We start from the raw sequence: 24,637 nt of genomic DNA on the forward strand, positions 1-24,637 counted from the left end.
GATAAGAAGACTGCCAATGATGGAAGTCTTAACCGTACCAATGACAAGGACTGATTTAGCCAGGAGCCGTATGAGGTGAAAGTCTCATGTACGGTTCTGAATGGGAGGGGTAGAGGGTGACCTCTATCTCGACCCCTAATAATCTGAAGACGGGGGAGTTAGAGCAGACCCTTACAGGTCATCAAGACTCGGTTATTGCTGTAGCTGTAACTCCGGATGGGCAGTGAGTAATCTCCGGTTCAGCAGACGAAACCCTAAAAGTGTGGAATCTGAAGACGGGGGAGCTAGAGCAGACTTTCAGCGGCTATAACCACTGGGTTAGTTCCGTAGCTGTAACTCCAGATGGGAAGCAAGCAGTCTCAGGTTCATTTAACAAAACTGTGAAAGTTTGGAATTTGCACACCGGGGAGCTAGAGCATACCTTCTGCGACCATTGGGAATGGGTTAGAGCTGTAGCTGTAACTGAGGATGGGGAAAGAGCGATCGCTTCTTCAGACTACGAGACTCTGGAAGTGTGGAATCTGAAGACGGGAGAGTTAGAGTTACAACACACTCTTTGGAGTCTTAGATCTCCAGTTGAAGACATCGCGATCGCCCCAGATGGGAAGTGGGTTATTTCTGCCTCAAGAGACCATACCCTAAAAGTTTGGCATCTGTACACTGGAGAGTTAGAGCAGGCTTTCCCCAGGTCTAGACGCTCGGTTTATGCGATCGCCATAACCCCGGATGGGAAGTCAGTCATTTCCGCATCAGGACACGACGAAATCCTAAAGGTGTGGCATCTGCAAACTGGGGTGTTAGAGAAGACTTTCACAGGTCATAGCGATCAGGTTGATACCGTAGCCATAAGTCTGGATGGGGCGAGAGCGATTTTTCTTTCAAATGACAAGATTCTGAAAGTATGGAATCTACATACAGGAAAGTTAGAATATACTTTCTGCGCTCATAGCGACCTAGTTAATGCTTTAGCCATTACTCCGGATGGGAAGCGAGCGATTTCTGCTTCAGATGACAAGACCTTGAAAGTGTGGAATCTATATACAGGGGAGTTAGAGCATACTCTCACCGGTCATAGCGACCGGGTTATGGCTGTAGCCATAAGTCTGGATGGGGCGCGAGCAATTTCTAGTTCAGGGGACAGAACGGTGAAAGTATGGAATCTGCACGCCGGCGAGTTAGAGAAGACCTTCTATGGTCATCGCGCTCCAGTTGGAGCGATCGCCGTCACTCCCGATGGAAACCGGGTCATTTCTGGTTCCTTCGACTACACCGTGAAAGTATGGAATCTGCACACTGGGGAATTAGAACATACTTTCTCCGGTCATAGAGCTTGGGTGAGTACCGTAGCAGTCAGCCCAAATGGCGAACGGGTCATTTCTGCTTCAGATGACGAGACTTTGAAAGTGTGGAATCTGCACACTGGGGAATTAGAGCGTACCTTCTCTGGTTATCTCTACTGGATGCATGTTGTCGCACTCAGTCCTAGTGAAGAGCTGGTCATTTCTGTTTCACATTCATACGAAACTTCCCTGAAAATCTGGGATTTGCAGACGGGAGATGCGATCGCCAGTTTTTGGGGAGATGGTTCTATTGCTTGCTGCGCCATATCCCCCGATCTCCAGATGCTTGCTGTTGGAGAACACTCCGGCGAGGTACATTTCCTGCGCCTGGTGGGACTGCCGCAGCCATAGGCAAAACTATACAGCGCTTCTGTCACTTTCCGGTTTTTCCTATTATTAGAAATTTCTGGAGCCAAGGTACAATGGATGATATAGAGTTTTGCGATCGCATTTTGGCCGATTTCACACTCTCAATAATTTCTACTCGGAAAAAACGGTGCGATCGCTTGCCTTGTCTACACTCTACGATTCCGAAAAGCTAAAGCTTTTCGGAGAGTGACAGAAGAGGGATAAAAATTAAAAATGGTTTAGGGTATTGCCCACCCTACCAATTGACTATATTCATTAATTTTGTAGGGGCGGGTTATACCCAAATTTAGGAAAAAAACGATCGATTTCCTAAACCCGCCCTCACTCAACCCATAACCCACACGATATAATATCAAATCCTGAAATGGTTGCTACAAATGCGTACTGTAGAGACATGGTGGGTTCGTGCGGGTTTACAAAAATAGTTGTCAGTCTACAAGATTTGGGTATAACCCGCCCCTACTTTAATCATTATGGAATTAGAAGCCGGGTTTCTTCAATAAACCTGGCTTCTCAGCGAGCTAAACGGTAACAATGGAAGAATTCAGAGCATGGGAAGATGGGGACTCTAAACTATGCCAAGATTGACCCTCTAGCGCCATATGCTCAATCGAACTGGCTAACCGCAAGGCTCTCAAGGCTTGTTCGCCGCCTACCGAAGGTTGATTTCCACCGCGTACACAGGTGACAAAATGCTCTAATTCAGCATGAAGGGGTTCAATATTACTGGTATACACCTTTTCAATTAAGCCATCCTGACGATAGAGAACTTGACCATACTCCGTGCGATAGTTGGCGGTCGTTTGGCGATGGATCAGAATTTCATTATTGAGAAAATCCGCTTCTGTGAGTGAATTCTTGCAATGGGCAGCGATGCGGCGAATTTTGCAATGGGTAACCTTACTTGCGGTTAGAGTCGCGATAACGCCATTCTCAAAGCCCAAAGTTGCGGTTACATAATCTAAATATCCAGAATCTGAGGCTCTATTCCCACTTGCGGTGAGCTTTTTGACGGGGGCAGACGCTAATTCTAACAGTAAATCAATATCATGGATCATCAAGTCTAAAACCACCGAGACATCATTGGCGCGGTTAGAATAGGGACTCATGCGATGAGCTTCTAAGGCGAGAATTTCTTCGGTTTTCAGGACTTTGCTCAGTTCCTGGAAAGCGGGGTTAAAGCGTTCAATATGTCCGACTTGGAGAATACAGTTACATTCTGCCGCTAGATTGACTAGATTTTCGGCTTCCTCGATACTGGCAGCGATGGGTTTTTCAATCAGGACATGGACTCCTGCTTCTAAACAGGCTGTTCCTACTTCATGGTGAAGACGGGTGGGAACAGCAATACAGACGGCATCGATATGGGGCAGAAGGTCGTGATAGTTCTCGAAGAATCGTACTCGGTATTTTCCGGCTGTATCTAATCCCCGTTCGATGTCAACGTCAGATATGCCAATCAGGTGTACGTCTTTGAGCAAACTTAAAACACGAGTATGATGTTGACCCATATGGCCGACACCAATGACTCCAATGCGGATAGGCTTAAGGGGATTATGGGGTTCTTTGACCTCTGCCCTCACATCCTCGTTTCCCGATGACATGGTCTATTACACTCCTGTCTACTCCACCACTGACGGCGATCGCAGTTTTTGGTTAGCTCGATCGAACCACTCAGATAGTAACATAGCTCCTGAACTCTGAAGAGGAGTTACAGAAACTTGTCTGTACTCTTCTTCAGAAGGGGATCGGCAGGAGAGTTTAGATATAAGCTTCGATATCTTCACCACACTCGTCGGCGAGAAAGCACAGACAACGGAAGCGTAGATTCATGAGTTCATCGTATAGGGGATTGAGCTTGCACATGGGGGGAATGTGGACGATGGTGCGTCCAAACAGTTTGATATCTCGGGCAAAGGGACATTGAGTGGGGATGAGCTTGACAATCAATCTAGCGATTTCTGGACGCTTGATCTCTAAGGAGTTTAACCGTTGACGAATCGGATAGAACAGATCCCAGTGTATGGGAGAGCTGAACGTGATGTGACTGATTTTGATTAACATAAATCCTCACTCCTTGGGGTGAGATAGATCGATTTTTTGGGGTTAGAAGGCGGTAGTTTCCCCCTTTTTTCAGTCATCCAACTAGAAGATTTCAGAGTTGGTTTTAGAGGTTTTGATGGCTTCTAGTTGTGGATAGTTCCTTCTAGAGCAAAAAAATTAAGGGGGAACTATTGAGGAGTTTAATTGGAGGTTAACGAAATTGGGTTTTGATGAGGACAATCGTTCACTTGTCACATGAATCGGGTGCTGGAATAGGTTGCTCATGGGTGAGGCTACTCCGATCAAAAACTACCTTCTCTAAGCTTTAATCTTAAATTGAGGGAGCAGAACGATAATGTCACAATTATTTAATGATTGCAATATTAGGTCATGTTTGGTAACTTTTCTTTGAGTATAATTCGTCTGTAGAATAAATCGCCAATAACAAGATAAAATGGATGCTTTCGGTGTGGATTTGTCTCTAAAAAACAGGGGGATCAAGAAAGTGAAGTATAGGGAGGTGTTGAGAGTAAATTCAACTGTTCATCAGGAACTAATTTAGGAGCGATCGATCGGTGGGTTTAACCCCACGGAAACTAGAACAGCGGAAAGACCCATTAGAGTGATTACAATTAGATGAAGATATTTGGCGATCGCCTGCACCCATGAATCCGATTTACTGGCTCACTGAGATTCAAGATCAACACCGCTCATCCGTGGGCGATCGCATCTGGGATTTAAGCCAACTCCTGCGGCAGGGTTATCCCGTATTACCGGGTGTGGCAATCCCGAATGAGATCAGACAACAATTTTTACAGTCCTTGCACCCATCTCATCCTCTGTTGACTCAACAAATGAGCGTAAAGGTTTCCCGATCTGCCCAGAAAACGCCCACCGATCTCATGAATGAAGACTGGGAGATTCAATTACACCAAATGACTCAAGGGATTCGGGAGCAAATCCTCAGTAGTCCTCTGGATTGGCCAGAGTATGGTAAGGTGCTGGAGGCGATCGCCACTTGGGATGGGGATTTTGTTCTCTGTCGTCCCTCTCTCAGCTTACCCAAACCGCTAACCCCCCATCACCAAAACAGCTTTTCTCGCTTGTGGAGAACTTGGGCAAGTCCCAAAGATTCTGACGCTTTAGCCCATACGATTAAACAAATTTGGGCCGAAGTATTTCGCAATAAGTACTTGCTCTACTGGCAATATCAAGGCATTGCCTTAAATCAGATTAGGATGGGTATTCTCATTCAACCCCTACAGAATGAACCCATGAGTGGGGCGATTTCCACTCAAGATCGGGAAGCGATCATTGAAGCGACGTGGGGACTGGGATATCTCGTGAGTGAACCTCAAGTCAGTGGCGATCGCTATCAAATTCACCTTCAGCCTTACCAACTTAAAGAGCAACAGTTGGGTAACAAACGTATTGCTCACCAACTCTGTGGTGAATTGTCCACCTTATCCCTGCATACTCCCCTATTAAACACCAAGGACTGCCTCCTCTGTGCCTATACTCTTGATTCCTCCTTGGTGGATCAACCCTGCTTAGGGGAAGCACAAATCCAATGTTTAGGCGATCGCACCCTCGCCCTAAAACAACAGTGGTACGATCGCTTCAGCCTCAAGTGGATCGGCAATCCTGACTTAAATTGGTGGATTACAGACGTTATCCCGCTAAATGACAAAACAAACTCTTCAGGTTCTTACCAGGGCGTAGGGGCCGCACCAGGGGTCGCTATGGCTCCAGTTGTGGTCTTACCGGAGAAACTCGAACCGATGACCTTAACTCCAGGACAAATTATTGTTAAACGGGCGATCGCCCCCCAAGAAACCTGGATCTTAAGCGGGGCAGCAGGTTTGATTACAGAAACAGGTGGAATGACTAGCCATGGAGCGATCGTAGCTCGGGAGTTAGGCATTCCTGCCCTCGTGGGAGTTGAACAAGCCACCGACCACTTCATAACTGGAGATCAGATTGAAATTAATGGTGAAACAGGAGAAATTCGTACCGGGGCGAACCCTGATTCACCTAACCCGATTGAACTTCAGGATGAAAGCAAACCAATAACGGTAGGGGCGAAAACTGTTTCGCCCCTACACGCAACCCAGCTTTGGATTAATCTCTCTCAACCCCCTTCTGGGGATCTTTCCGGCTTAGACGTGGATGGAGTGGGATTATTGCGATCGGAATTATGGGCAGCTAAACTCTTTCCAGGTCTTCAATGGTGGAAAGATGGCGATCGCTTCATGTCCGAATGGTTGAACAATCTACAAGAGTTAGCCCGGAGTTTTTACCCTCGTCCTATCTATTATCGTTCCTTTGACTCCTTTGAGCCTTCTCCTATACGAGGAACCTTAGCCTGTGATGTAAATGATTCTAGATCCACCCTATTGGATTGGGAGTTAACGGTGCTAGAAAACTTGTATCGCCAAGGTTATCAGAATATTCATTTAATGTTGCCCTTTGTGCGGACAGCGGAGGAAGTGGTTGCCATCCGTAGGCGGCTAGATCAACGGCAATTATCCCAGATGGAATTATGGATTATGGTGGAGGTTCCTGGAGTATTGTTGCAAATTTCAGAGTATATCAAGCTGGGGATTGATGGCTTAAGTGTGGGAACCAATGATTTGATTCCCTTGTTATTGGGTTTGGAGCGCCAGCAGTGGGAACAACATCGACAGAGTTTGAATGCTCTCCATCCAGTTGTGTTAAGCGCTTTGGAGCAGTGTATTACCCAAGCACGAACTGGGGGAATTAAAAGTAGCATTTGTGGTCAAGCTGTGGTGAACTATCCCCAGTTGATTAACCCTTTAGTGCGCTGGGGAGTTACATCGATTTCTGTAGAAATGCCTGCTATAGAGCGAGTGCAATGGGAGATCGCTCGTGTAGAGCAGGAGTTGATTTTGGAAGCAGTGCGGAAAGAGCAGATGAAAGCGTAAGTAAAAGTTAAAAATTAAAAATGAGAGGGGGTTTTCCTTTTTAATGGTGGGGAAGAGTGGGGAGTGATGGTTATGAAATTTGTCGATGAATATCGGGATGCTCAATTGGCGCAACGGATGGCAGCGGCGATCGCCGAAATTACGACCCAACCTTGGACAATTATGGAGATTTGTGGCGGCCAAACCCACTCGATTATTAAGTATGGCATCGATCAATTGTTGCCAGAAGAGATTACTCTGATTCATGGGCCGGGATGTCCGGTTTGTGTAACTCCGGTGACGCTTATCGATCGGGCGATCGCGATCGCCTCCCATCCCCAAGTCATTCTCTGTTCCTTTGGCGATATGCTCCGAGTTCCCGGAACCGACAAAGACCTACTGAGCGTAAAAGCCGCAGGTGCAGATGTACGGATTGTTTATTCTCCCCTCGATTGTCTCAAAATTGCCCAAGCCAATCCAGAATCTGAAGTGGTCTTTTTCGGGGTTGGTTTTGAAACCACTGCCCCCGCAACTGCCATGGCGGTTTATCAAGCCAAACAACAACAAATTCACAACTTTTCCCTCCTCGCCTCCCATGTCCGCGTTCCTCCAGCCATGGAAGCCATTCTCTCATCCCCCCAATCTCAAGTACAGGGATTTCTCGCAGCCGGTCATGTTTGCACAGTAATGGGATATACCGAGTATGAACCCTTAGTGGAAAAATACCAGATTCCCATCGTCGTCACGGGGTTTGAACCCGTAGACATTTTTCAGGGATTGTATCGCTGCATTCAACAGTTGGAAAGGAAAACAGAAGCGGTTGCCCTTGATAATCAATATAGCCGTTCCGTCCGTCGGGAAGGCAATCTAGGGGCGCAAACCCTGATTGATCGAGTGTTTGAAATTGTCTCTCGCACCTGGCGCGGGATTGGGGAAATCCCCGATAGTGGCTTAGGACTGCGGGCAGAATATTGTCCTTGGGATGCCGAAAAGCGCTTTACCGACTGGCTCGATCCGAATCCCCCGGTACTGACAACCGAATGTATCAGTGGTGAAATCATGCAAGGTGTGAAAAAGCCCCATGATTGTCCTGCTTTTGGCACGCGCTGCACCCCAGAACATCCCCTCGGTGCGCCCATGGTTTCCTCGGAAGGTGCTTGTTCTGCCTACTATCGCTATCGAGGGAATGGAATCCCTCATAGAGAATGAAATAAATACAGCGTTTTACGATGTTATGAGGTACAGTAAGAAAAATCCCCCTAAATCCTCCTTAGAAAGCAGGGGGATTGGAGGGATAAATGATGTACCACATAAAGTGCGAAAACTGCTGTAAGTGGGTAGACAATCAATAGTAATGCAGTAATCATATATTCTTAATGGCTATTACCTTTTGCCTATTGCCTTTTGCCTGACTTCTGCAAGAAGTCCAATCCTTATGACAGAGCCTTCAGAAATCTACCAACTAGGTCATCCCCTGCTGCGAACTATAGCTCGACCCATCGCCAACCCAGAAGATACGCGCATTCAAACCTTAATTCAAGACTTAATTGAAACAGCAAAATCCAGTCATGGTGTCGGCATTGCAGCCCCTCAAATTGGACAACCTTACCGTTTACTCATTGTCGCCTCTCGTCCCAATCTGCGCTATCCCAACGCTCCCAAGATGGAACCCACCCCACTGATCAATCCCCAGATTATCAGTCATTCGGATACTCAAATCAAAGGATGGGAAGGATGTTTAAGTGTTCCCGGAATTCGAGGATTAGTGCCTCGATTTACCGAAATTGAAGTTGAATATATCGATCAAAAAGGCAAACATCAGCGCCAGATATTCACCGATTTTGTAGCTCGAATTATCCAACACGAATTCGATCATTTGGAAGGCAAACTCTTTATTGATCGAGTGGAAAGCACCCAAGAGTTAATGAGTGAATCGGAATATCACCGACAAATTGTTGGCCATCCCATGCCTTCCCATACTTAACGTTTTATTTCTTCACCATGAATCAAGCAACTGCATGGATCGATCGCATTGCCAAAGCTTGTAACACTGAACCATCTGCGTCTTTAGGTGATGGTCATATTTCAGTGAAAACGGAACCTTGGGGATTGGGAGGCGGCAGCGCGATCGCTCAACTCTATCTTCCCCTGACTCGTCAACAATGCTGGCAAAAAGTCAGCAACTACTCCCAATGGGTCAATTATTTTCCTGACATTACCTACAGTCAAGTTTTGCCCAAAAGCCAGCACCTCTATCAGAAAGGAATCAAAGACTTTATTCTGCTTCGTGTGGAAGTAGAAATTTATCTCCAAGTCCGGGAAACTTGCAACCAAGCTATAGAATTTGAACTCCTTAAAGGGTCTTTCTCGGAATTTCTAGCCTATCTTCATCTTCAAGATTACCAACAAGGAACTCTCTTAAGCTATGCAGTTCAAGCCACGCCCAATTTCCCTATTCCCGCGCCCTTCATTGAACAAGCTTTGAAGCTCGAATTACCAGCTAATATGCGACACATGCGCCAAGTCCTTTGTCCTTAGCCTTTTGCGCTTTGGGGGGGTAATGGGTATTGGTAACAAGTTAAGGCGATAAGCTAGGGGAGGCAAGAGGCAAGAGGCAAAAACCAATGCAAGAAAACCGGGTTTATTGACCAAATGCTAGGGTAATGCTAAAGATTTTGTTAAAATAATAGAAATTCAGAACACCTTGGAGAATACCAATCGTCATGCCCCAAAGCCAAAAACCCATTGTTATTGCCCCTTCTATCTTGTCCGCCGATTTTAGCCGTCTGGGAGAAGAGATTAAAGCTGTGGATGAAGCCGGTGCAGACTGGATTCATGTGGATGTCATGGATGGCCGGTTTGTTCCCAACATTACCATTGGCCCGTTAATCGTGGATGCTATTCGTCCCGTGACTCAAAAACCTCTGGATGTTCACTTGATGATTGTGGAACCGGAAAAGTATGTTGAGGGCTTTGCGAAAGCAGGTGCGGATATTATTTCGGTTCATGCCGAACATAATGCTTCCCCCCACTTACACCGGACTCTAGGACAAATCAGAGAGTTGGGCAAGCAAGCAGGAGTTGTACTGAATCCTTCTACACCTTTAGAGTTGATTGAGTATGTTCTAGAATTATGCGATTTGATTCTCATCATGAGTGTTAACCCTGGGTTTGGGGGACAGAGCTTTATTCCCGCAGTAGTTCCCAAAATTCGCAAGTTACGCCAAATGTGCGATGAGCGTGGACTCGATCCTTGGATTGAAGTTGATGGTGGCTTGAAGGTTAATAATACTTGGCAAGTCTTGGAAGCGGGAGCCAATGCTATTGTTGCTGGTTCTGCGGTATTTAAAGCTCCGGACTATGCTGAGGCAATTTCTGGAATTCGCAATAGTAAGCGTCCAGAACGGGAGCTAGTAACTGCTTAAAAGTTATGGGGTGAAAGATTTTTGCTCCTACATAGCAAAACCCAACCCATCTGTTGGGTTTTGCTTTTTTTAACCCAACCTACAGGAAAATTAGGCGATCGCATAGCCAGTAAGCACTCTTCGTGCTTACTACAAACAAAGCCCTATTTTAGATGAAACAATCCAGTAGTAGACTGTTTCATCTAATTTGATGCATTAGATTTCATTCGTAGTGAGGGCTTTAGCCCTCTCCAGCTAGGCTTTTAAGCACTCTTCGTGCTTACTACAAACAAAGCCCTATTTTAGGTGAAACAATCCAGTAGACTGTTTCATCTAATGTGATTCATTAGATTTCCTCCGTTGTTGCGCTAAAGCGCTCCGAACATTTTAGGGCTAAAGCCCTACAACGAATTGCAGCTAATGCACTATTTTAGCTGAAACAGTCCACTCCTTTTTTATGTCATTATTTTTAACTCTTCAAGATTTGATCATCTAGGGAAAAATCTACCTCTAGTTTATCTTTCCCTTGAGCTAGATAATCGGTTTCAAAGGAATCTTTTAGTCCAGACACAAGGTCATATTTCGGTTGCCAATTGAGTTCGTTTTTGGCTTTGTGAATATCGGCGAAGAAATGCTGAACACGCATGGGGAAGGCTTTGCGTTTGCCAAAATCAAATTGTTTGGGGTCATAATGGAGAATCTGGATATCTTCCGGGGATTTTCCGGCGGCGATCGCGCAAGCTTGAGCTAATCCATCAAACGTAACATAGCGTTCCCCAGAAATATTGTAAACTTGACCGATCGCTTGGGAATTGCCCAAAACTGCCCTCATCGCTTGGACTAAATCCTCACAATGTCCCAATTGGGTAATGGCGTTACCTGTACCCGGTATGGGAAGGGGGCGATCGCGCACAATACGGTCAAAAAACCATGCTTCTAAAGGATTATAATTGAACGGGCCGTAAATATACGTGGGGCGAATTGAGGTAAACGGCAGTTGCTTTTCACTGAGATATTTTTCTGTTTCAAACTTTCCTTTATGGCGGCTTTTGGGGTCTACTGGATCGCCTTCAATGTGGGGCATTTGCTCGGATTTCAAGTAAACTCCCGCAGAACTCATATAAACAAAATGTTTCACCTTACCCGCGAATAAATCCGCTAGGGGTTGAGTATCGCTGAGTTCCCGACCATTGTTATCGAAAATAGCATCAAATGCTTCACCTGCAAGCTTATCTTGGATTTGGTTGGCATCCGTACGATCGCCATGAATTTCCCTCACCCCTTCCACTGGTGCGGGTTTATTGCCTCGATTAAATAAGACCACTTCATGACCTTGTGCCACTAACAATTTGGTTAAATACACGCCAATAAACCGCGTGCCACCCATTACCAAAACTCGCATAGCGTTTCCTTGTTTTTACAGATAGTTTTTCCAGAGTCTAAGCTCTAGTTTATCATCCCAGTAGTGCCGTGACTGCTCTAATTTAGTGCTTTGTTTGTAGTAAGCACTAAAGTGCTTAAAAGCCTAGCTGGAGAGGGTTAAAACCCTCACTACAAACAAAATCTAATGCACCAAATTAGATGAAACAGTCCAGTAGCTATTGCCTTCCCCCCTTGAGGGGACATAGGGGGGGTTTGCGTCTTACCTATACCATCCATTGCAAACACTTCTGAAGTTCAGCTTGCATGACCTCGACAGGAGCGTGATAGCGACGACCATGGCCGGGTAAAATCCACTCAAAGCGGTAAGCGGTTAATTTTTTCATGGATTGGAGTAATTCATCCCAGGAATACCAACAATGGCGACGGAAGGCAATCAATTGTTGTAAAGAATCTGACCAAGCTAGATGATCGCCGGTAAACAGAAACTGATTTTGGTACAGAAGAACCGTGTGACCTTTGGTGTGACCGGGAACCGGGATAATCAGGAGATCGGGAGCGAGTTCGATCGCCTCTGTCCCCGTTAAGCGTTGTTCAATTCCTTGGGTATCATCAGCGATCTCATCCTCGTGCAACAGCCGATCGCAGCCAAAGTGATCGTGGAATTTCTGATGATCTGCCACATCATCCCGATGGGTTAAATACAGCCAGCGTATTCCTCCCATGGCTTCGATCCGTTTCACCAGGGGAGGGGTAAACCGGGGAGAGTCCACCAGAATATTCCCTTCTGGATGCTCGATGAAATAACTCGCTGCACCGAATGAGGATGCAGAATGATAGCCACAATGATACACATTATCGGCGATGAGCAAGGGAAAAGTATCTTGAGCCGTTTTGATATCTTGCGGTTTCTCTACTGTCCCAATAGAAGCCGTGGGACAAGCGAGCAGAGCTTGTAAGGCTTGTTGGCGATCGCCAGAATTTTCCGGTTGATGGTAAACTGCCGATTGTCCATTATCGTGGTGGAAAACCTGCGGAGCCATCCAACGACAGGTATCACAGTCAATGCAAGTGCGATCGACAAAGAAATCTCCAGCTACATTTTCTGATCGTCGTTTGGTTGCGGTTGCCATAACATTTATAGGGAATAGGGAATAGGGACTAGGGAATAGAATCGCCCCTGGCTATAACTTTAATCTCGAACAAGCTATCCATGCCGTTTTCCAATACTTGTAAACACTATAATACCCAGCGCTATAAGCTTCTCTGTGGTTTTTGCCAGCTATCTCTATTCTGGCGAAAAATCAGGTTTTCGACCGGCTTCCGATCAACTCTACAAAAAAGGTGGATAATAGTTCTTTGAAGAGTCGATCATCGTCTAGTCGTTCGCTCAACATTCAAACTTATCCCCCTCAATAACGGGAGAACAAACGTTAAGCTAGACCATTGTCCAATGTCATACCCAACTATGCAAACCCTCGATCGCAGTATTCCTCAACAACAACCTGATGCTGATATCCCAGGTGATTCTCCCTTAGAAATCGCCGGTAAAACCTTTAACTCGCGCCTGATGACGGGTACAGGTAAATATCGCTCCTTTACCGAAATGCAACAGAGCATTGTTTCCAGCGGTTGCCAGATTGTCACGGTAGCGGTGCGTCGCGTACAAACGAAAGCACCCGGCCATGAAGGATTAGCCGAAGCCATTGATTGGCAAAAGATTTGGATGTTACCCAATACTGCCGGATGTCAAACCGCAGAAGATGCCGTGCGGGTGGCTCGACTGGGGCGCGAAATGGCAAAATTACTGGGTCAGGAAGATAATAATTTTATCAAGTTAGAAGTGATTCCCGATCCCAAATATTTGCTTCCCGATCCCATCGGCACTTTAGAAGCGGCCGAGCAATTGGTCAAAGAAGGATTCGCGGTTTTACCCTATATCAATGCCGATCCCTTGCTGGCCAAGCGTCTCGAAGAAGTCGGTTGTGTCACCGTGATGCCTTTGGGGTCTCCGATTGGTTCCGGACAAGGAATTAAAAATGGGGCTAATATTGGCATTATTATCGAGAATTCTAAGATACCCGTTGTTGTCGATGCGGGTATTGGTACGCCTTCAGAAGCAGCAACAGCAATGGAAATGGGAGCAGATGCTTTATTGATTAACACGGCGATCGCCCAATCCCAAAATCCTGCCGCCATGGCCAGTGCTTTCCGCTTGGCTACTGAAGCTGGACGCATCGCTGCCGTTTCGGGTAGAATTCCCGTCAAAGCCTATGCCAGTGCCAGCTCTCCCCTAACCGGTACAATCAATTAAACCGGAATTGTCCTCACTGCATCCCCTGGCTTGACTCCAGGGGCTTGAGTTACTCGTTAAAAAGTCTTAAAAATTTAAAAATGGGAACTATGGTGTGAAAAACGGTTGACCCATTTACTCATTACTCTTCTGCCGCGCGAAGCGATATGTTCTCGCAGAGAAAGGGGGAGTTAGGAGATCTTCTATTGGCTATTGCCTATTCCTTTCCTATTCCCCTGACCTTCAACCACCCAGCTCCAGAGGGGATGACTTTTTCCCTGTTGATGAATGCGATAGACTTTACGCTCTAGGCCTTTGCGATAAGGGAGCGGAAAGCCTACGAGAATATTGCGACTTTGCCAGACTAAAACAGCAGTCGTTAAACCGATACTGCTGGAAAAGCCGATCGCCGCTAGGGGGTGGAAATAGAAACTATAGTACAATCCAGACCAGGTAAAATGCTCAAACAGGAGTGATAGGGGCGATCGCATTATCCACAGACTCGGAAGTCCCAAAACCAGCCACCATAACATCACTACCAACCAGCGTCCCCCAACCAGCAATTGATGATAACGCATCACTTGCGCCTGAAACTGGGGATCGAGATCAATCTGGGAATCAGGGGAAACCAAGTTAATTCCAAATGAGAAATTACGTCTGATTTAGATTATACATCGCTTCGCACGATAATGGCTAATGGGTAATCCGTAAGGAGTAATAGTCTCGGCTGTTTTGCTTCCGATCAAGTTTAAACTTAGGAAAAAAGGAGGAAAACCCTCTCCAATTCTGAGGTTTAGCGATCGCAAAAAATAGAATGAAACAGCTCTGCTGCTTAAAAAAGGGGGCAATAAAAGTCCCCCTTTTTAAGCTAATCTTGTAGGGGTTTCATTGAACTACGATCCGGCATGTAGGGGCGAACGGCCGTTCGCCCCTACAGATTTTGTAAATAGTAGTAGCAAGAATCCTCAGTAGCATTAACTCACGGCTGTAGGTAGACTAGAAGTAACAAGAGAGGGTTAATATGGGAGGCTTGCTTTGAGCATCAATCAATCAACCGCGATCGCCACTGCTGAAGAAGCGCGGATAGCAAGAGAGGCCAGCAAAACCTTTGCTGCTCTGATTCCCAATCAAAAGCCACTACAACTCACAGTAACCAGTGATGACGACATTGAGAGAGAACTGACCCTTCCTCCAACGGCAGTTCGACTGCTTTTCGATATTCTCGAACAGATGGCCCTTGGTAAAGCCGTAACCATTATCCCGGTCAATGCTGAGTTAACTATCGAGCAAGCTGCTGACCTACTCAATATCTCCCGTTCATTTCTCGCAGATCTCGTAGACAAAAATGAAATTCACCACCGCAAATTGGGTAGGCATAGACGAATTTTATTTGAGGAACTGATGAACTATAAAAAGAAGGTTGAAGAGTCTCAAAAAGCAGCTCTCGAAGAACTTACTGCTCAAGCAGAAGAGTTAGACTTAGGGTATTGACCTTGGCAAATTTTACCGCCCTCTACGATGCTTGTGTCCTCTACCCAGCACCGCTTAGAGACCTCCTGGTTAGCTTGGCTGGAACGGGTCTGTTTCGCGCTCGCTGGAGTCATATCAACAGCGCGAAGCGCTGTTATGAAGTACAGTAGATAAAAGTCCCCCTTTTTAAGGGGGATTTAGGGGGATCAACAATGTACCGCATAACAGAGCAAACTGCTGTATGATTCATCAAGAATGGATAGAAAATCTGCTTAAGAATCGACCAGACTTGAAACCGGCTGCTAATCAGTAAGGGATAATCGTCAACGATAACTCATTCTTTACATTGGGCTGATCTTTCTACCTTACTTGCCAGAGTTCTCCTTCGTTTTCTCCTAATTCGCTAAAGCCAATTCCTGTTTTAATTGATCTGGAATATTAATTGCTGTTTTCAGTCCCCGCAAGCCTTCCCATTGTGTTCTTTCATCCCAGCATATATCTCCCCATATTTCATCGTTGAGGATTGTGCGATTGAGGATTGCACCATTGAGGTTAGCACCCCTGAGGTTTGCGCCACTCAGATTTGTGCGATTGAGGATTGCACCATTGAGATTAGCACCACTGAGATTTGTACCCTTGAGGTTGGCATCACTCAAATTTGTGCCACTCAGGTTAGCACGACTGAGATTTACACAACTGAGATTTGTGCCACTCAGGTTAGCACGACTGAGATTAGCACCACTCAGACATGCTTCTATGAGTTCTACATCTACAAGGTTAACGCGACTGAAATTAGCACGACTGAGATTAGCACCACTCAGGTTTGTACAATTGAGATTGGCACGACTGAGATTGGCACCACTCAGGTTGGCACCCTTGAGTTCTGCCCCCCTCAAGTCTGTGTCCTTGAGGTCTGAGTCCTTAAGTCCTGCGTCACTGAGATTGACACAACTGAGGTCTGCCCCTATAAGGTTAGCGTGCTTGAAGTTAGCGCGCTTGAGGTTAGCACCACTGAGGTTGACACCACTAAGGTTGACACCTGCAAGAAAGGTACCAACTATATTGAGAAAACCTAATACGCCAACACAGGAACTATAACCAATGATTCTTAAAAGTTTAGTACTATCCTCTAATTTCCCGTCATTATTGAGTTGTCCGCAAGGATAAAACTTGATTTTATCTCTTAGTTCCGCTTTGTCTTGTCCATAACGGTGCAGCTCTAGGAGCAAGATCGTTACATTTAATCCTGTATAAACATCAATCTGCCGTAATCCTAAAGCTAGTTGACTATCTGCCATTCTCTCTTGCAGAGCCAGCATTTTTTTCAGGGGATAGTTTTTATTGGGAGAAGCATCAATATAGTCCCCTGCACACCAGGAATAATAAACTTCCTGCAACCGTTGAAACAACGCCAAATAATCAAATGTCTCAATTTCCATCAATAATCTCAGCACATACTCTACAATTTTTGGCGTTAATCTTCCTACACCAAAGAGATCGTAGACTTGCCATGCTACATCCTCATTACTGAGCTGATATTCTCCCTGCTTCTGTTGTTGTTTTAATTTCGTCCAATTCTGTATACTTGTTACTATTCGTTTCGGATCATAATCTTCAATGCTGACAAGATTATCTTCATTTTTTTTATCGACCATTTCTTCCCAGTTTTCCAATCTCTTGTATTGACTACTGTCCCTAACTAAAAAAATATCTCCATCATGGTTAAATGCAATGATCGTTTTCATGTCTAAAGAGTAGATGGTCATATCTAATCCCATACCTTCTTCAGGTAGAATCTCCTCTTTTATAAATCCAGTAACTTCATTTCGACTAGCTTTAAATAATTTATGTTTAAATTCGTGTACGGGATGCTCGTAAAAGACATAAAATTCATCCTGTAAATCAGATAAATCAGACAATTTTGAACAACAGAATTCAAGGCTGATTTCTGTCCATTTACAGGATAAGTTATCACTTTTTAGACTTGAAGAACTCTTTATTTTTTTTAAGTTATGTACCAATCTATTTCGTTGTTTGATTTCATAACCTGGAAACATTTTTGTTTGTATTCTAGACCTTTAATTAAATTTCTCAAAAGCGATCGCTGGCAAAGTAACTATGGAAGTGCCCAATGATATAGAATTAGTTTTAGCAATTGTCGATCTATGGTATGAACATAGAAATTGGGCAATGCAATTCCTAAAAGAGAACTTAAGTTTAGATCGACCTGAAGATATACTCTCCAAGCCATACAGAGGATATCATTCCATTGGAGGGACAGAATGGTTTTATAGAACGCATGGTCTGGGGGTTGATATACATAAACCTCACAATAAGGGAGGAATTGACTTTGATTTTTTCTGCCCCGATCCAAATGATTGGCAGTTACGTGATTTTTTAGTAAAACAGTACAATGATGGACAACTAGTTAAGCGTTTTTACAAACCCTTAATCCAAGATAATGATCGTTGGGAAAATGCTGTGGCCAAAGTTGTATAGCACTTCCCCTATATCAATCGGTAGTTGGGGTAGAGTCTAGTATTTCTCCCTCTCCCTCCGTAACTGTTGCGAGGATAGCGCGGCCGGTTTTCTCGCGCCACCAGGCTAACAGGGTACTGGCGATAAAGATACTGGAATAGGCTCCAGAAATAAAGCCTACAATCAACGCCAGAGCAAAGAATTTTAAGGTTTCGCCACCGAGGAAGAAGATGGCAACGAGGGGTAAAATGGTGGTAATGCTAGTATTGAGCGATCGCATCAACGTCTGATTCACCGCCTCATCAACCACATCATTAATATGCTTTTCGGGATAAAACTGGAGGGTCTCGCGCACCCGGTCATAAATGACCACCGTATCATTGACAGAAAATCCAATAATCGTCAGCAGCGAGACAATAAACAGGCTATCAATTTCCACTCCAGCGATCAAACCCAAGATCGAAAAGACTCCCATGGTGACGAAGACATCATGGAAGAGAGCGACAAAGGCAAAAAAGGCATAATCGAGCTGGAAACGGAAATTTAAGTAGAGGGTAATTCCCGCAAACGCTACTAAAAGTGCCAGTAAACCCGATGTAAACAACTGTCTCCCCAAGGTCGGGCCAACGGTATCAATTTGTGTTTGGGTCACATCAAATGTACCGATCGCCTCGGCTAAACTATTTTGCAGTTCTGTGCGCTCTTCCACATCCAAATCTTTGGTGCGGATACTCACTCCAGTGCCATCTTCACCGGTAATCTGGATGTTGGGATTAGCAATACCGAGGCGATCGGTAACTTCCCGTACTTTAACAATCTCAATCGGTTGGTCACAATTTCCCACTTCCGTGCAGTCAAGATCCAGTTGCAGACGGGTTCCGCCCACAAAATCCAAACCCGGACGTAGGGGGGCCCCAATTCCTGGACTCCCCCAAGAAATTGCCATGGCCAAAAATCCCACTAGAATCACACCAGCAGAAATCGACCACCAGAGATTACGTTGTTTAATAATGCTAATCATGGATTTACCGTTTGGGGAGCGGAGCAAGATTGGGACAAAATAGGTTGGGTTTACGCAGTCCGGGAAACTGAAGCACGTATAACATCAGGGTACGACTGCATGTAACGGCAGTAAACATACTAATGACGACCCCAATACCGAGAGTCAGAGCAAACCCTCGGACTAAACCCGTGCCTAACCAGAATAGGGCAATACAGGAAATCAGGGTAGTCAGGTTACCATCGAGGATACTGGTAAATGCCCGATAAAAGCCCGATTCTACGGAACGATAGAGGGTTTTACCCCCACGCAGTTCTTCCCGGGTGCGCTCAAAGATTAACACATTAGCATCGACGGCCATGCCGATACTGAGGATAAAACCAGCAATCCCGGGTAAGGTGAGGGTGACTTGGAATAGCTTAAATGCTGCAAACGTGAGCAGAGCATAGACGAGGAGGGCAATATTAGCGATCGCCCCGGGCAGGCGATAATAGATCACCATATACACCAGCACGAGGAATAATCCACCCAACCCTGCATAGATACTGCGACGAATACTATCTTGTCCCAATGTCGCGCCAACCGTGCGGTTTTCCACAATTTCCACAGGCACGGGGAGAGCGCCCCCTCGCAGTTGGATCGACAAGTCATTAGCGGTTTCAGCCGTAAAATTCCCCGTAATTTCCGCACGACCTCCCACAATCCCGGTTTCCGCAAATTCTACGCCGACGGTTGGGGTACTGACGAGTTTATTATCCAGGAAAATACCAATAGTGCGACCCGTTCCAGCTAAATTTTTCGTTAGTTCAGCAAACTTATCTCCCCCTTCACCATTAAACTCTAGTATCACAGCCCAGTTTGCTCCTCCTTGGGGAGGACGGGGTAAAGAGTCTTGCAGTTGCTCCCCAGTTAAGCCAATTTTGTCAAAGAGGGGAGCAATGTCCTCATTGAGTTTAGCGATCTGCTCCTGATTTTCGGCGAGCGCCTCTGCCGCCACTTCCGGGTCTTCCTGTCGCAGTAAAGCTTGCTCAAACTGCAATTGTCTCCAAATCTGAAATTGGGCGGCAAATTCATCCTCTGTCCCTTGCCGTTGCTGGCGGAACTCCAACTGCGCTGTGCCACCCAATACCCGTTCCGCTTGAGCTGGATCGTTAACCCCCGGCAGTTGGATCGAGAGCTGATCCTCTCCCACCGTCTGGATCGCTGCCTCTGAAACCCCCAGACCATTGACCCGATTTTCCATCACTCGTTGCACCGCTTCCAATTTACGAGGTGTAATTTCCGGGACTTCTGGTGTGGTTTTTACTTGAATGGTCAATTGTGCCCCCCCTCGCAGGTCTAAACCTAGGCGGGTTTCGACTTTCGCCAATACCGCGATCGCGGCGATCGCCAGCACAATAATTAAAGCTAAAATTGTCCGTTGTTTCCCCATCGTTTAATCTGTGATAGTGAATGATATAGGGAGTAGGCTAGGCAATAGGGAGTAATGGGCGATCCCCGTGTCTCTCCATCCCCCCATCCCCCTATCCTTGCATCTCCTAAACCTGTAGTGCCATCATTTTTTTAACAGCTTCTACAATTTTACCCGGCTGAACAATCGTCAAGTTTTCCAGAATGCCATTATAGGGAGTCGGAATATCCTGAGATGAAAGGCGTATCACTGGAGCATCGAGTTCATCAAACAATTTGTCGTTAATTGAAGCCGTTAATTCTGCACCAATACCCCCCGTTTTCATGCATTCTTCCACAATCACCACCCGATGGGTCTTGCGAATTGATGCACTAATGGTGTCAAAATCCAGGGGTTTGAGGGAAATTAAATCAATAATTTCTGGATCAAATCCTTCTTGCTCTAGGGTTTTGGCCGCTTGCATGGCATGATGACGCATCCGGGAATAGGTCAAAATGGTCACATCTTTACCTCGACGGACAATTTCTGCCCGGTCTAAGGGCACTAAATATTCAGTTTCGGGTAAGTTTTCCTTTAGGTTATACAGCAAGACATGCTCGAAAAATAAGACCGGGTTGCCATCGCGAATAGCCGATTTCATCAGTCCCTTAGCATTGTAGGGGGTGGAACAGGCAACAATTTTCAGTCCCGGAACTGCTTGGAAATAGGCTTCTAGACGTTGGGAGTGTTCTGCACCCAGTTGTTTACCCACTCCGCCTGGCCCCCGAATCACCAGGGGAATCGTAAAGTTGCCCCCAGAGGTATAGCGCAGCATTCCCGCATTATTGGAGATTTGGTTAAAGGCTAAGAGCAAAAAGCCCATATTCATCCCTTCAATGATCGGTCGCAGTCCAGTCATCGCAGCACCAACCGCTAATCCGGTGAAGCTGTTTTCCGCAATGGGAGTATCGAGTACCCGCAGTTCTCCATATTTTTCATAGAGTCCTTTGGTGACTTTGTAGGAACCGCCATATTGGCCAACATCTTCGCCTAGGACGAAGACGGAGGGATCGCGGGCCATTTCTTCGTCGATCGCTTCCCGGAGGGCATTGAAGAATAGTGTTTCTGCCATTTGCTACGATAAATAGAGTGTGGGGTTAGGTCAAAGTAGCAGTTTAACAAAAAATGGGGTCTTCACAGTCATGGCGATCGAATCTGCACTCGATTGGTTGGCGGTAGCTGGGTATTTGGCATTTGCGTCGTTTATTATCTGGCAGGTACTGACTCGCTCAAAATAGCTGGTTTTCATCACCAAAACTAGAGTAAACTAGATGGCTGTAATTAACTCTTACGGAACCATGTATGAAACTCTTTGCTTAAAGCAAGAGCATAAGGCCACTCAATTAAAGATTTTTTTACTTCCTCTTAAAGAGACCCATATTCAACACTTGATTCAACTTGCCCAGGAGAAAGATTTAGTCGATCTCATGGGTTGGGATACTTTTTTTGAAACGAACGATACACCAGGATTTATTGAAGCTATTTCCGAGTATGCCTTGAAGGAAATATAATTCACCACTTTAGAGCGCTCATGGCACGACGATAATTTGTTTATGTCTATCTGCTGCTTAGGTTTAAGAATTTGTCTAACGCTTCTGTAATAGCTGGAGGCCAACGGCGGATATTTGTCACCCAATCGATATCTTTATAGCGACTATCTAAACCCACAGCAGCAACCCAATTACTTTCGGCTTCTCCTTGTTTTCCTTCTACCCATAAAGCAGCACTTAAGGCAGCTCGCATGTCAGCAAATTGGGGATATTTGCGGTTCAGATTTCGCATCATTTTAATGGCTTTTTCAGTTTCGCCGATTTCATAGGTGGCGAGGGCTTGACTGGCTAGGGCAAAGGCAAAGTTAGGGGCAAGTTGGTTACAGGTTTGATAATCGGCGATCGCCCCTTGCCAGTCTTTTAAGCCCATTTTGGCATTGCCGCGATTGTTATACGCTTGGGCATCATCAGGGTTAATGTCCAGGATCTGATTGTAGTCTTCAATGGCTTCTACATAGCGTCCTAACCCTTCTAAGGCGGCTCCCCGATTGAGATAGGGGTCGGTAACCAAAGGTGCAAGTTCGATCGCTTCATTATAATCGGCGATCGCCTGCTCAAATTTCCCCTGACTCGCACGGGTAATTCCTCGATTGCTCCAACCGGCTGCACTTTCCGGATATCTCTCTAAAATTTGCGTCCAATAGGCTTCTGCTGTGGCAAAATCGCCCTGATTTGATGCCGTAAATGCCTGTTGTGCCAAGTCTTCTAAGGTGCTAGAGTCATCCACCGCACTGATTAACCGAGGGGTTGCACTGCTCCGATCCCAAATCTGATGGGGAAATTCCCGTATCGAAATCGCCTGGGCAGGTAAAATAATACTGGCTACAAGGATGGCGACGATTAACAGTCCTTTCCAAAATAGATTCATAAGTGCTCTTGCAATAAGGGATAATTGACTTCATTTTAAACTGAATGGGAGCATCTCAAAAACGTTTTTCTCAGATTTTATGACTTAAAACCGACGAGTAAACTTGACAAAACCTCGAAGTTTCACCTAAGATGAGTCGAAAATTATATTTTAGAGGAAAAATCAATCGTGAATAGAGGTTTGCTTTCTCCTTTAGAAATTAAGGCAGTGCTTGAAGATTATGGAACCCCTTTATATTTGTATGATTTTAACAAAATAGAACACCAATACAGTAAACTCATATCAGGTCTGCCTGCAAACTTTACCGTTCTCTATACCCTGAAAGCCAATAGTAATTTAAGCATTTGCCACCAATTTGCCCAGTTAGGAGCAGGGGTAGATATCAGTTCAATCGGAGAGTTAAATGCAGCCCTTAAAGCCGGGTTTTCTCCGGAACAGATTACGTTTACAGGGCCAGGAAAAACGAACTCAGAACTAAGAGCGGCAGTAGAAGCGAGGATTGACACGATTGTGCTAGAGTCCGTTAACGAAGCTCGTCGATTAAATGATTTTGCAGAGGAAGAAGGAAGAAAACAAGATGTTTTGATTCGGATTAATCCCTTATATCGAACCAGTCAGAGTTGCGAAATACGTGAAAAAGGGACGAGTTGTGGGGAGAATGATAGTAAGAATTTGCCACAAAATTTGAAAATTCAAACCATCGCCACTAGCGCCAGTAAATTTGGGGTGGATGAAGCTCAAGCTCCAGAAGCAATGATGGCGATCGCGGATTATCCCCATTTGAACTTAAAAGGGATTCATATTTTTACGGAAAGTAACGTTCTCGACTATACGCAATTACTGGCTTCTTGGAAGAATACGATCGCGATCGCAAACCGCCTCAACGACCAAGGCCATGCCATTTCAGTTATTGATTTTGGCGGAGGCATTGGCATACCCTACAATTGGGTCGATCCTGAATTTGATATGCCCTCTTTTGGTCAAGAATTACAACAAATTTTTGACAACAATTCCTATCCATACCAATGTGTGGTAGAAATGGGACGTTACCTAGTTGGAGAAGCAGGGTGTTATATCACTGAAGTCGTTGATCTCAAAGAATCTCAAGGTCAAAAATTCATCATTCTCGATGGTGGAGTCCACCAACTGTTAAGACTCTCTATGAAGCCAGCAAGCAAATATATGCAAGTGGTGGGAAAGCATAACAGTAAGACTCTGAAAGCCACCTTGGGAGGAAAGCTACCGACCCCGTTAGATATTATGGTTGAGGATGTTGAGGTTCCAGAAGATATAGGAATCGGCGATCGCCTGGTCATCTATAACTGTGGAGCCTATGGCTTTAATCATAGCCTGACCAACTTTGCCCTCCACAACTATCCAGCAGAAGTCGCTTATAGTCACGGAGCAATGCACCTTATTCGCGAAAAAGGAAAAATAGAAGATTTTTTCTGCAATCAAAAATTGCCCTTATTGAACTCCAATTAACCATGAAACACGTTAAATTTACCGCGATGGAACATGGCGATGGAGAAGATTACGATTTATTATGTGAAAGTTTTGAAGAATATACCTCCAACTTACCCCAACGCATTTTAGATAGCTTAAGAGAATTGAATACCGCTTATGAAGGTTATCAAATTTCCCGGTACGAACATTCTTTGCAAACGGCGACTAGAGCCTATCGCAATAACGAAAACGAAGAAACGATAGTTGCAGCATTAATTCATGATATAGGGGGAACTTTAGCCCCTTACAACCATGCTGTACTAGCGGCTGCTATTCTTCAACCTTATGTTTCTGAAAAAACGTGTTGGATAGTAGAACATCACGATATATTTGTCAAATATTACTGGGGACATCATCGAGGTTTAGACCGTTATACTAGGGAAAAATATCGCCAACATCCCTACTATCAAGCTACGATCGATTTTTGTCATAACTACGACCAAAATAGTTTTGATCCCAATTATGATACACTCCCTTTAGAGTTCTTTGAACCCATCGTTTACAAAATTTTCGCCCAACCTCGCCATCACAGTCCTTATCTTGAAGAGTAGAAAACCGATAA

At 45.3% G+C, this 24,637-nt stretch carries 22 protein-coding genes and 1 pseudogene; 13 read left to right on the plus strand and 10 right to left on the minus strand.

Annotated elements, in window-relative coordinates:
* Positions 1-260: 260 nt before the first annotated feature.
* Complete coding sequence (locus PN466_RS09685; protein WP_271939119.1) at positions 261-1,691, plus strand: WD40 repeat domain-containing protein; 1,431 nt, start codon at positions 261-263, stop codon at positions 1,689-1,691.
* A gap of 539 nt (positions 1,692-2,230) precedes the next feature.
* Here the strand turns inward: PN466_RS09685 and PN466_RS09690 are convergent.
* Both PN466_RS09690 and PN466_RS09695 read right to left on the minus strand, forming a co-directional pair.
* Entirely contained in the window at positions 2,231-3,313 is a 1,083-nt protein-coding gene (locus tag PN466_RS09690) for a Gfo/Idh/MocA family protein (protein WP_271939121.1), read from the minus strand.
* A gap of 157 nt (positions 3,314-3,470) precedes the next feature.
* Positions 3,471-3,773, minus strand: coding sequence for a Mo-dependent nitrogenase C-terminal domain-containing protein (locus PN466_RS09695; protein ID WP_271939122.1), 303 nt, complete (start codon positions 3,771-3,773; stop codon positions 3,471-3,473).
* A 644-nt stretch (positions 3,774-4,417) separates the two neighbouring features.
* On the opposite strand from PN466_RS09695, the gene PN466_RS09700 reads away from it, so the two are divergent.
* From PN466_RS09700 to rpe, 5 genes are all read left to right on the plus strand, one after another.
* On the plus strand, positions 4,418-6,697 hold the full coding sequence (locus PN466_RS09700; protein ID WP_271939124.1) for a putative PEP-binding protein: 2,280 nt from the start codon (positions 4,418-4,420) through the stop codon (positions 6,695-6,697).
* 72 nt (positions 6,698-6,769) lie between these two features.
* Positions 6,770-7,885, plus strand: a complete 1,116-nt coding sequence (gene hypD, locus PN466_RS09705) for a hydrogenase formation protein HypD (protein WP_271939125.1) — start codon at positions 6,770-6,772, stop codon at positions 7,883-7,885.
* Positions 7,886-8,111: 226 nt separating this feature from the next.
* Positions 8,112-8,660 (plus strand): peptide deformylase, encoded by a 549-nt coding sequence (gene def / locus PN466_RS09710; protein WP_271939126.1) that lies wholly within the window; start codon positions 8,112-8,114, stop codon positions 8,658-8,660.
* Positions 8,661-8,677: 17 nt separating this feature from the next.
* Positions 8,678-9,214 (plus strand): SRPBCC family protein, encoded by a 537-nt coding sequence (locus PN466_RS09715; protein WP_271939128.1) that lies wholly within the window; start codon positions 8,678-8,680, stop codon positions 9,212-9,214.
* A 185-nt stretch (positions 9,215-9,399) separates the two neighbouring features.
* On the plus strand, positions 9,400-10,101 hold the full coding sequence (rpe, locus tag PN466_RS09720) for a ribulose-phosphate 3-epimerase (protein WP_271939130.1): 702 nt from the start codon (positions 9,400-9,402) through the stop codon (positions 10,099-10,101).
* Between the two features lie 448 nt (positions 10,102-10,549).
* Here the strand turns inward: rpe and PN466_RS09725 are convergent, their stop codons facing one another.
* Together PN466_RS09725 and PN466_RS09730 are read right to left on the minus strand one after the other, a co-directional pair.
* On the minus strand, positions 10,550-11,482 hold the full coding sequence (locus PN466_RS09725; protein WP_271939133.1) for an NAD-dependent epimerase/dehydratase family protein: 933 nt from the start codon (positions 11,480-11,482) through the stop codon (positions 10,550-10,552).
* Between the two features lie 244 nt (positions 11,483-11,726).
* Positions 11,727-12,593 carry an MBL fold metallo-hydrolase gene (locus PN466_RS09730; protein ID WP_271939135.1) on the minus strand — a complete coding sequence of 289 codons (867 nt, stop codon included), beginning with the start codon at positions 12,591-12,593 and terminating at the stop codon, positions 11,727-11,729.
* A 335-nt stretch (positions 12,594-12,928) separates the two neighbouring features.
* On the opposite strand from PN466_RS09730, the gene PN466_RS09735 reads away from it, so the two are divergent.
* Positions 12,929-13,774, plus strand: coding sequence for a thiazole synthase (locus PN466_RS09735; protein WP_271939196.1), 846 nt, complete (start codon positions 12,929-12,931; stop codon positions 13,772-13,774).
* 182 nt (positions 13,775-13,956) lie between these two features.
* Here PN466_RS09735 and PN466_RS09740 read toward each other — a convergent pair whose 3' ends face one another.
* Positions 13,957-14,385: a hypothetical protein gene (locus PN466_RS09740; RefSeq protein ID WP_271939137.1), complete on the minus strand. Its 429-nt coding sequence runs from the start codon at positions 14,383-14,385 to the stop codon at positions 13,957-13,959.
* Between the two features lie 403 nt (positions 14,386-14,788).
* Here PN466_RS09740 and PN466_RS09745 point away from each other — a divergent pair, with 403 nt between their 5' ends.
* Together PN466_RS09745 and PN466_RS09750 are read left to right on the plus strand one after the other, a co-directional pair.
* Positions 14,789-15,244 carry a helix-turn-helix domain-containing protein gene (locus PN466_RS09745; RefSeq protein WP_271939139.1) on the plus strand — a complete coding sequence of 152 codons (456 nt, stop codon included), beginning with the start codon at positions 14,789-14,791 and terminating at the stop codon, positions 15,242-15,244.
* Positions 15,245-15,246: 2 nt separating this feature from the next.
* Positions 15,247-15,354: pseudogene (locus PN466_RS09750) on the plus strand (PIN domain-containing protein); the annotation flags it as partial.
* Between the two features lie 264 nt (positions 15,355-15,618).
* Here the strand turns inward: PN466_RS09750 and PN466_RS09755 are convergent.
* Positions 15,619-17,142 (minus strand): pentapeptide repeat-containing protein, encoded by a 1,524-nt coding sequence (locus tag PN466_RS09755; RefSeq protein WP_271939143.1) that lies wholly within the window; start codon positions 17,140-17,142, stop codon positions 15,619-15,621.
* Positions 17,143-17,341: 199 nt separating this feature from the next.
* Here PN466_RS09755 and PN466_RS09760 point away from each other — a divergent pair, with 199 nt between their 5' ends.
* The gene (locus PN466_RS09760; protein ID WP_271939145.1) at positions 17,342-17,722 is read left to right on the plus strand and encodes a DUF6896 domain-containing protein; all 381 of its coding nucleotides are present in this window, start codon (positions 17,342-17,344) and stop codon (positions 17,720-17,722) included.
* A gap of 13 nt (positions 17,723-17,735) precedes the next feature.
* Here PN466_RS09760 and secF read toward each other — a convergent pair whose 3' ends face one another.
* From secF to PN466_RS09775, 3 genes are all read right to left on the minus strand, one after another.
* A complete protein-coding gene (gene secF, locus PN466_RS09765) occupies positions 17,736-18,722 on the minus strand; it encodes a protein translocase subunit SecF (protein WP_271939148.1) in 987 nt (328 codons plus the stop codon).
* Between the two features lie 4 nt (positions 18,723-18,726).
* Positions 18,727-20,133, minus strand: a complete 1,407-nt coding sequence (secD, locus tag PN466_RS09770) for a protein translocase subunit SecD (RefSeq protein WP_271939149.1) — start codon at positions 20,131-20,133, stop codon at positions 18,727-18,729.
* A 106-nt stretch (positions 20,134-20,239) separates the two neighbouring features.
* A complete protein-coding gene (locus tag PN466_RS09775) occupies positions 20,240-21,223 on the minus strand; it encodes an alpha-ketoacid dehydrogenase subunit beta (protein WP_271939151.1) in 984 nt (327 codons plus the stop codon).
* Positions 21,224-21,422: 199 nt separating this feature from the next.
* On the opposite strand from PN466_RS09775, the gene PN466_RS09780 reads away from it, so the two are divergent.
* Positions 21,423-21,662: a hypothetical protein gene (locus tag PN466_RS09780; RefSeq protein WP_271939154.1), complete on the plus strand. Its 240-nt coding sequence runs from the start codon at positions 21,423-21,425 to the stop codon at positions 21,660-21,662.
* Positions 21,663-21,708: 46 nt separating this feature from the next.
* On the opposite strand, the gene PN466_RS09785 is transcribed toward PN466_RS09780, so the two are convergent.
* Complete coding sequence (locus PN466_RS09785; protein ID WP_271939155.1) at positions 21,709-22,569, minus strand: tetratricopeptide repeat protein; 861 nt, start codon at positions 22,567-22,569, stop codon at positions 21,709-21,711.
* 168 nt (positions 22,570-22,737) lie between these two features.
* On the opposite strand from PN466_RS09785, the gene PN466_RS09790 reads away from it, so the two are divergent.
* Positions 22,738-24,054, plus strand: coding sequence for a diaminopimelate decarboxylase family protein (locus PN466_RS09790; protein ID WP_271939156.1), 1,317 nt, complete (start codon positions 22,738-22,740; stop codon positions 24,052-24,054).
* Positions 24,055-24,056: 2 nt separating this feature from the next.
* Entirely contained in the window at positions 24,057-24,626 is a 570-nt protein-coding gene (locus PN466_RS09795; RefSeq protein WP_271939157.1) for an HD domain-containing protein, read from the plus strand.
* The last annotated feature ends 11 nt before the right edge of the window (positions 24,627-24,637 follow it).

This window comes from Roseofilum reptotaenium CS-1145 (assembly GCF_028330985.1).
Lineage (GTDB): Bacteria > Cyanobacteriota > Cyanobacteriia > Cyanobacteriales > Desertifilaceae > Roseofilum > Roseofilum reptotaenium.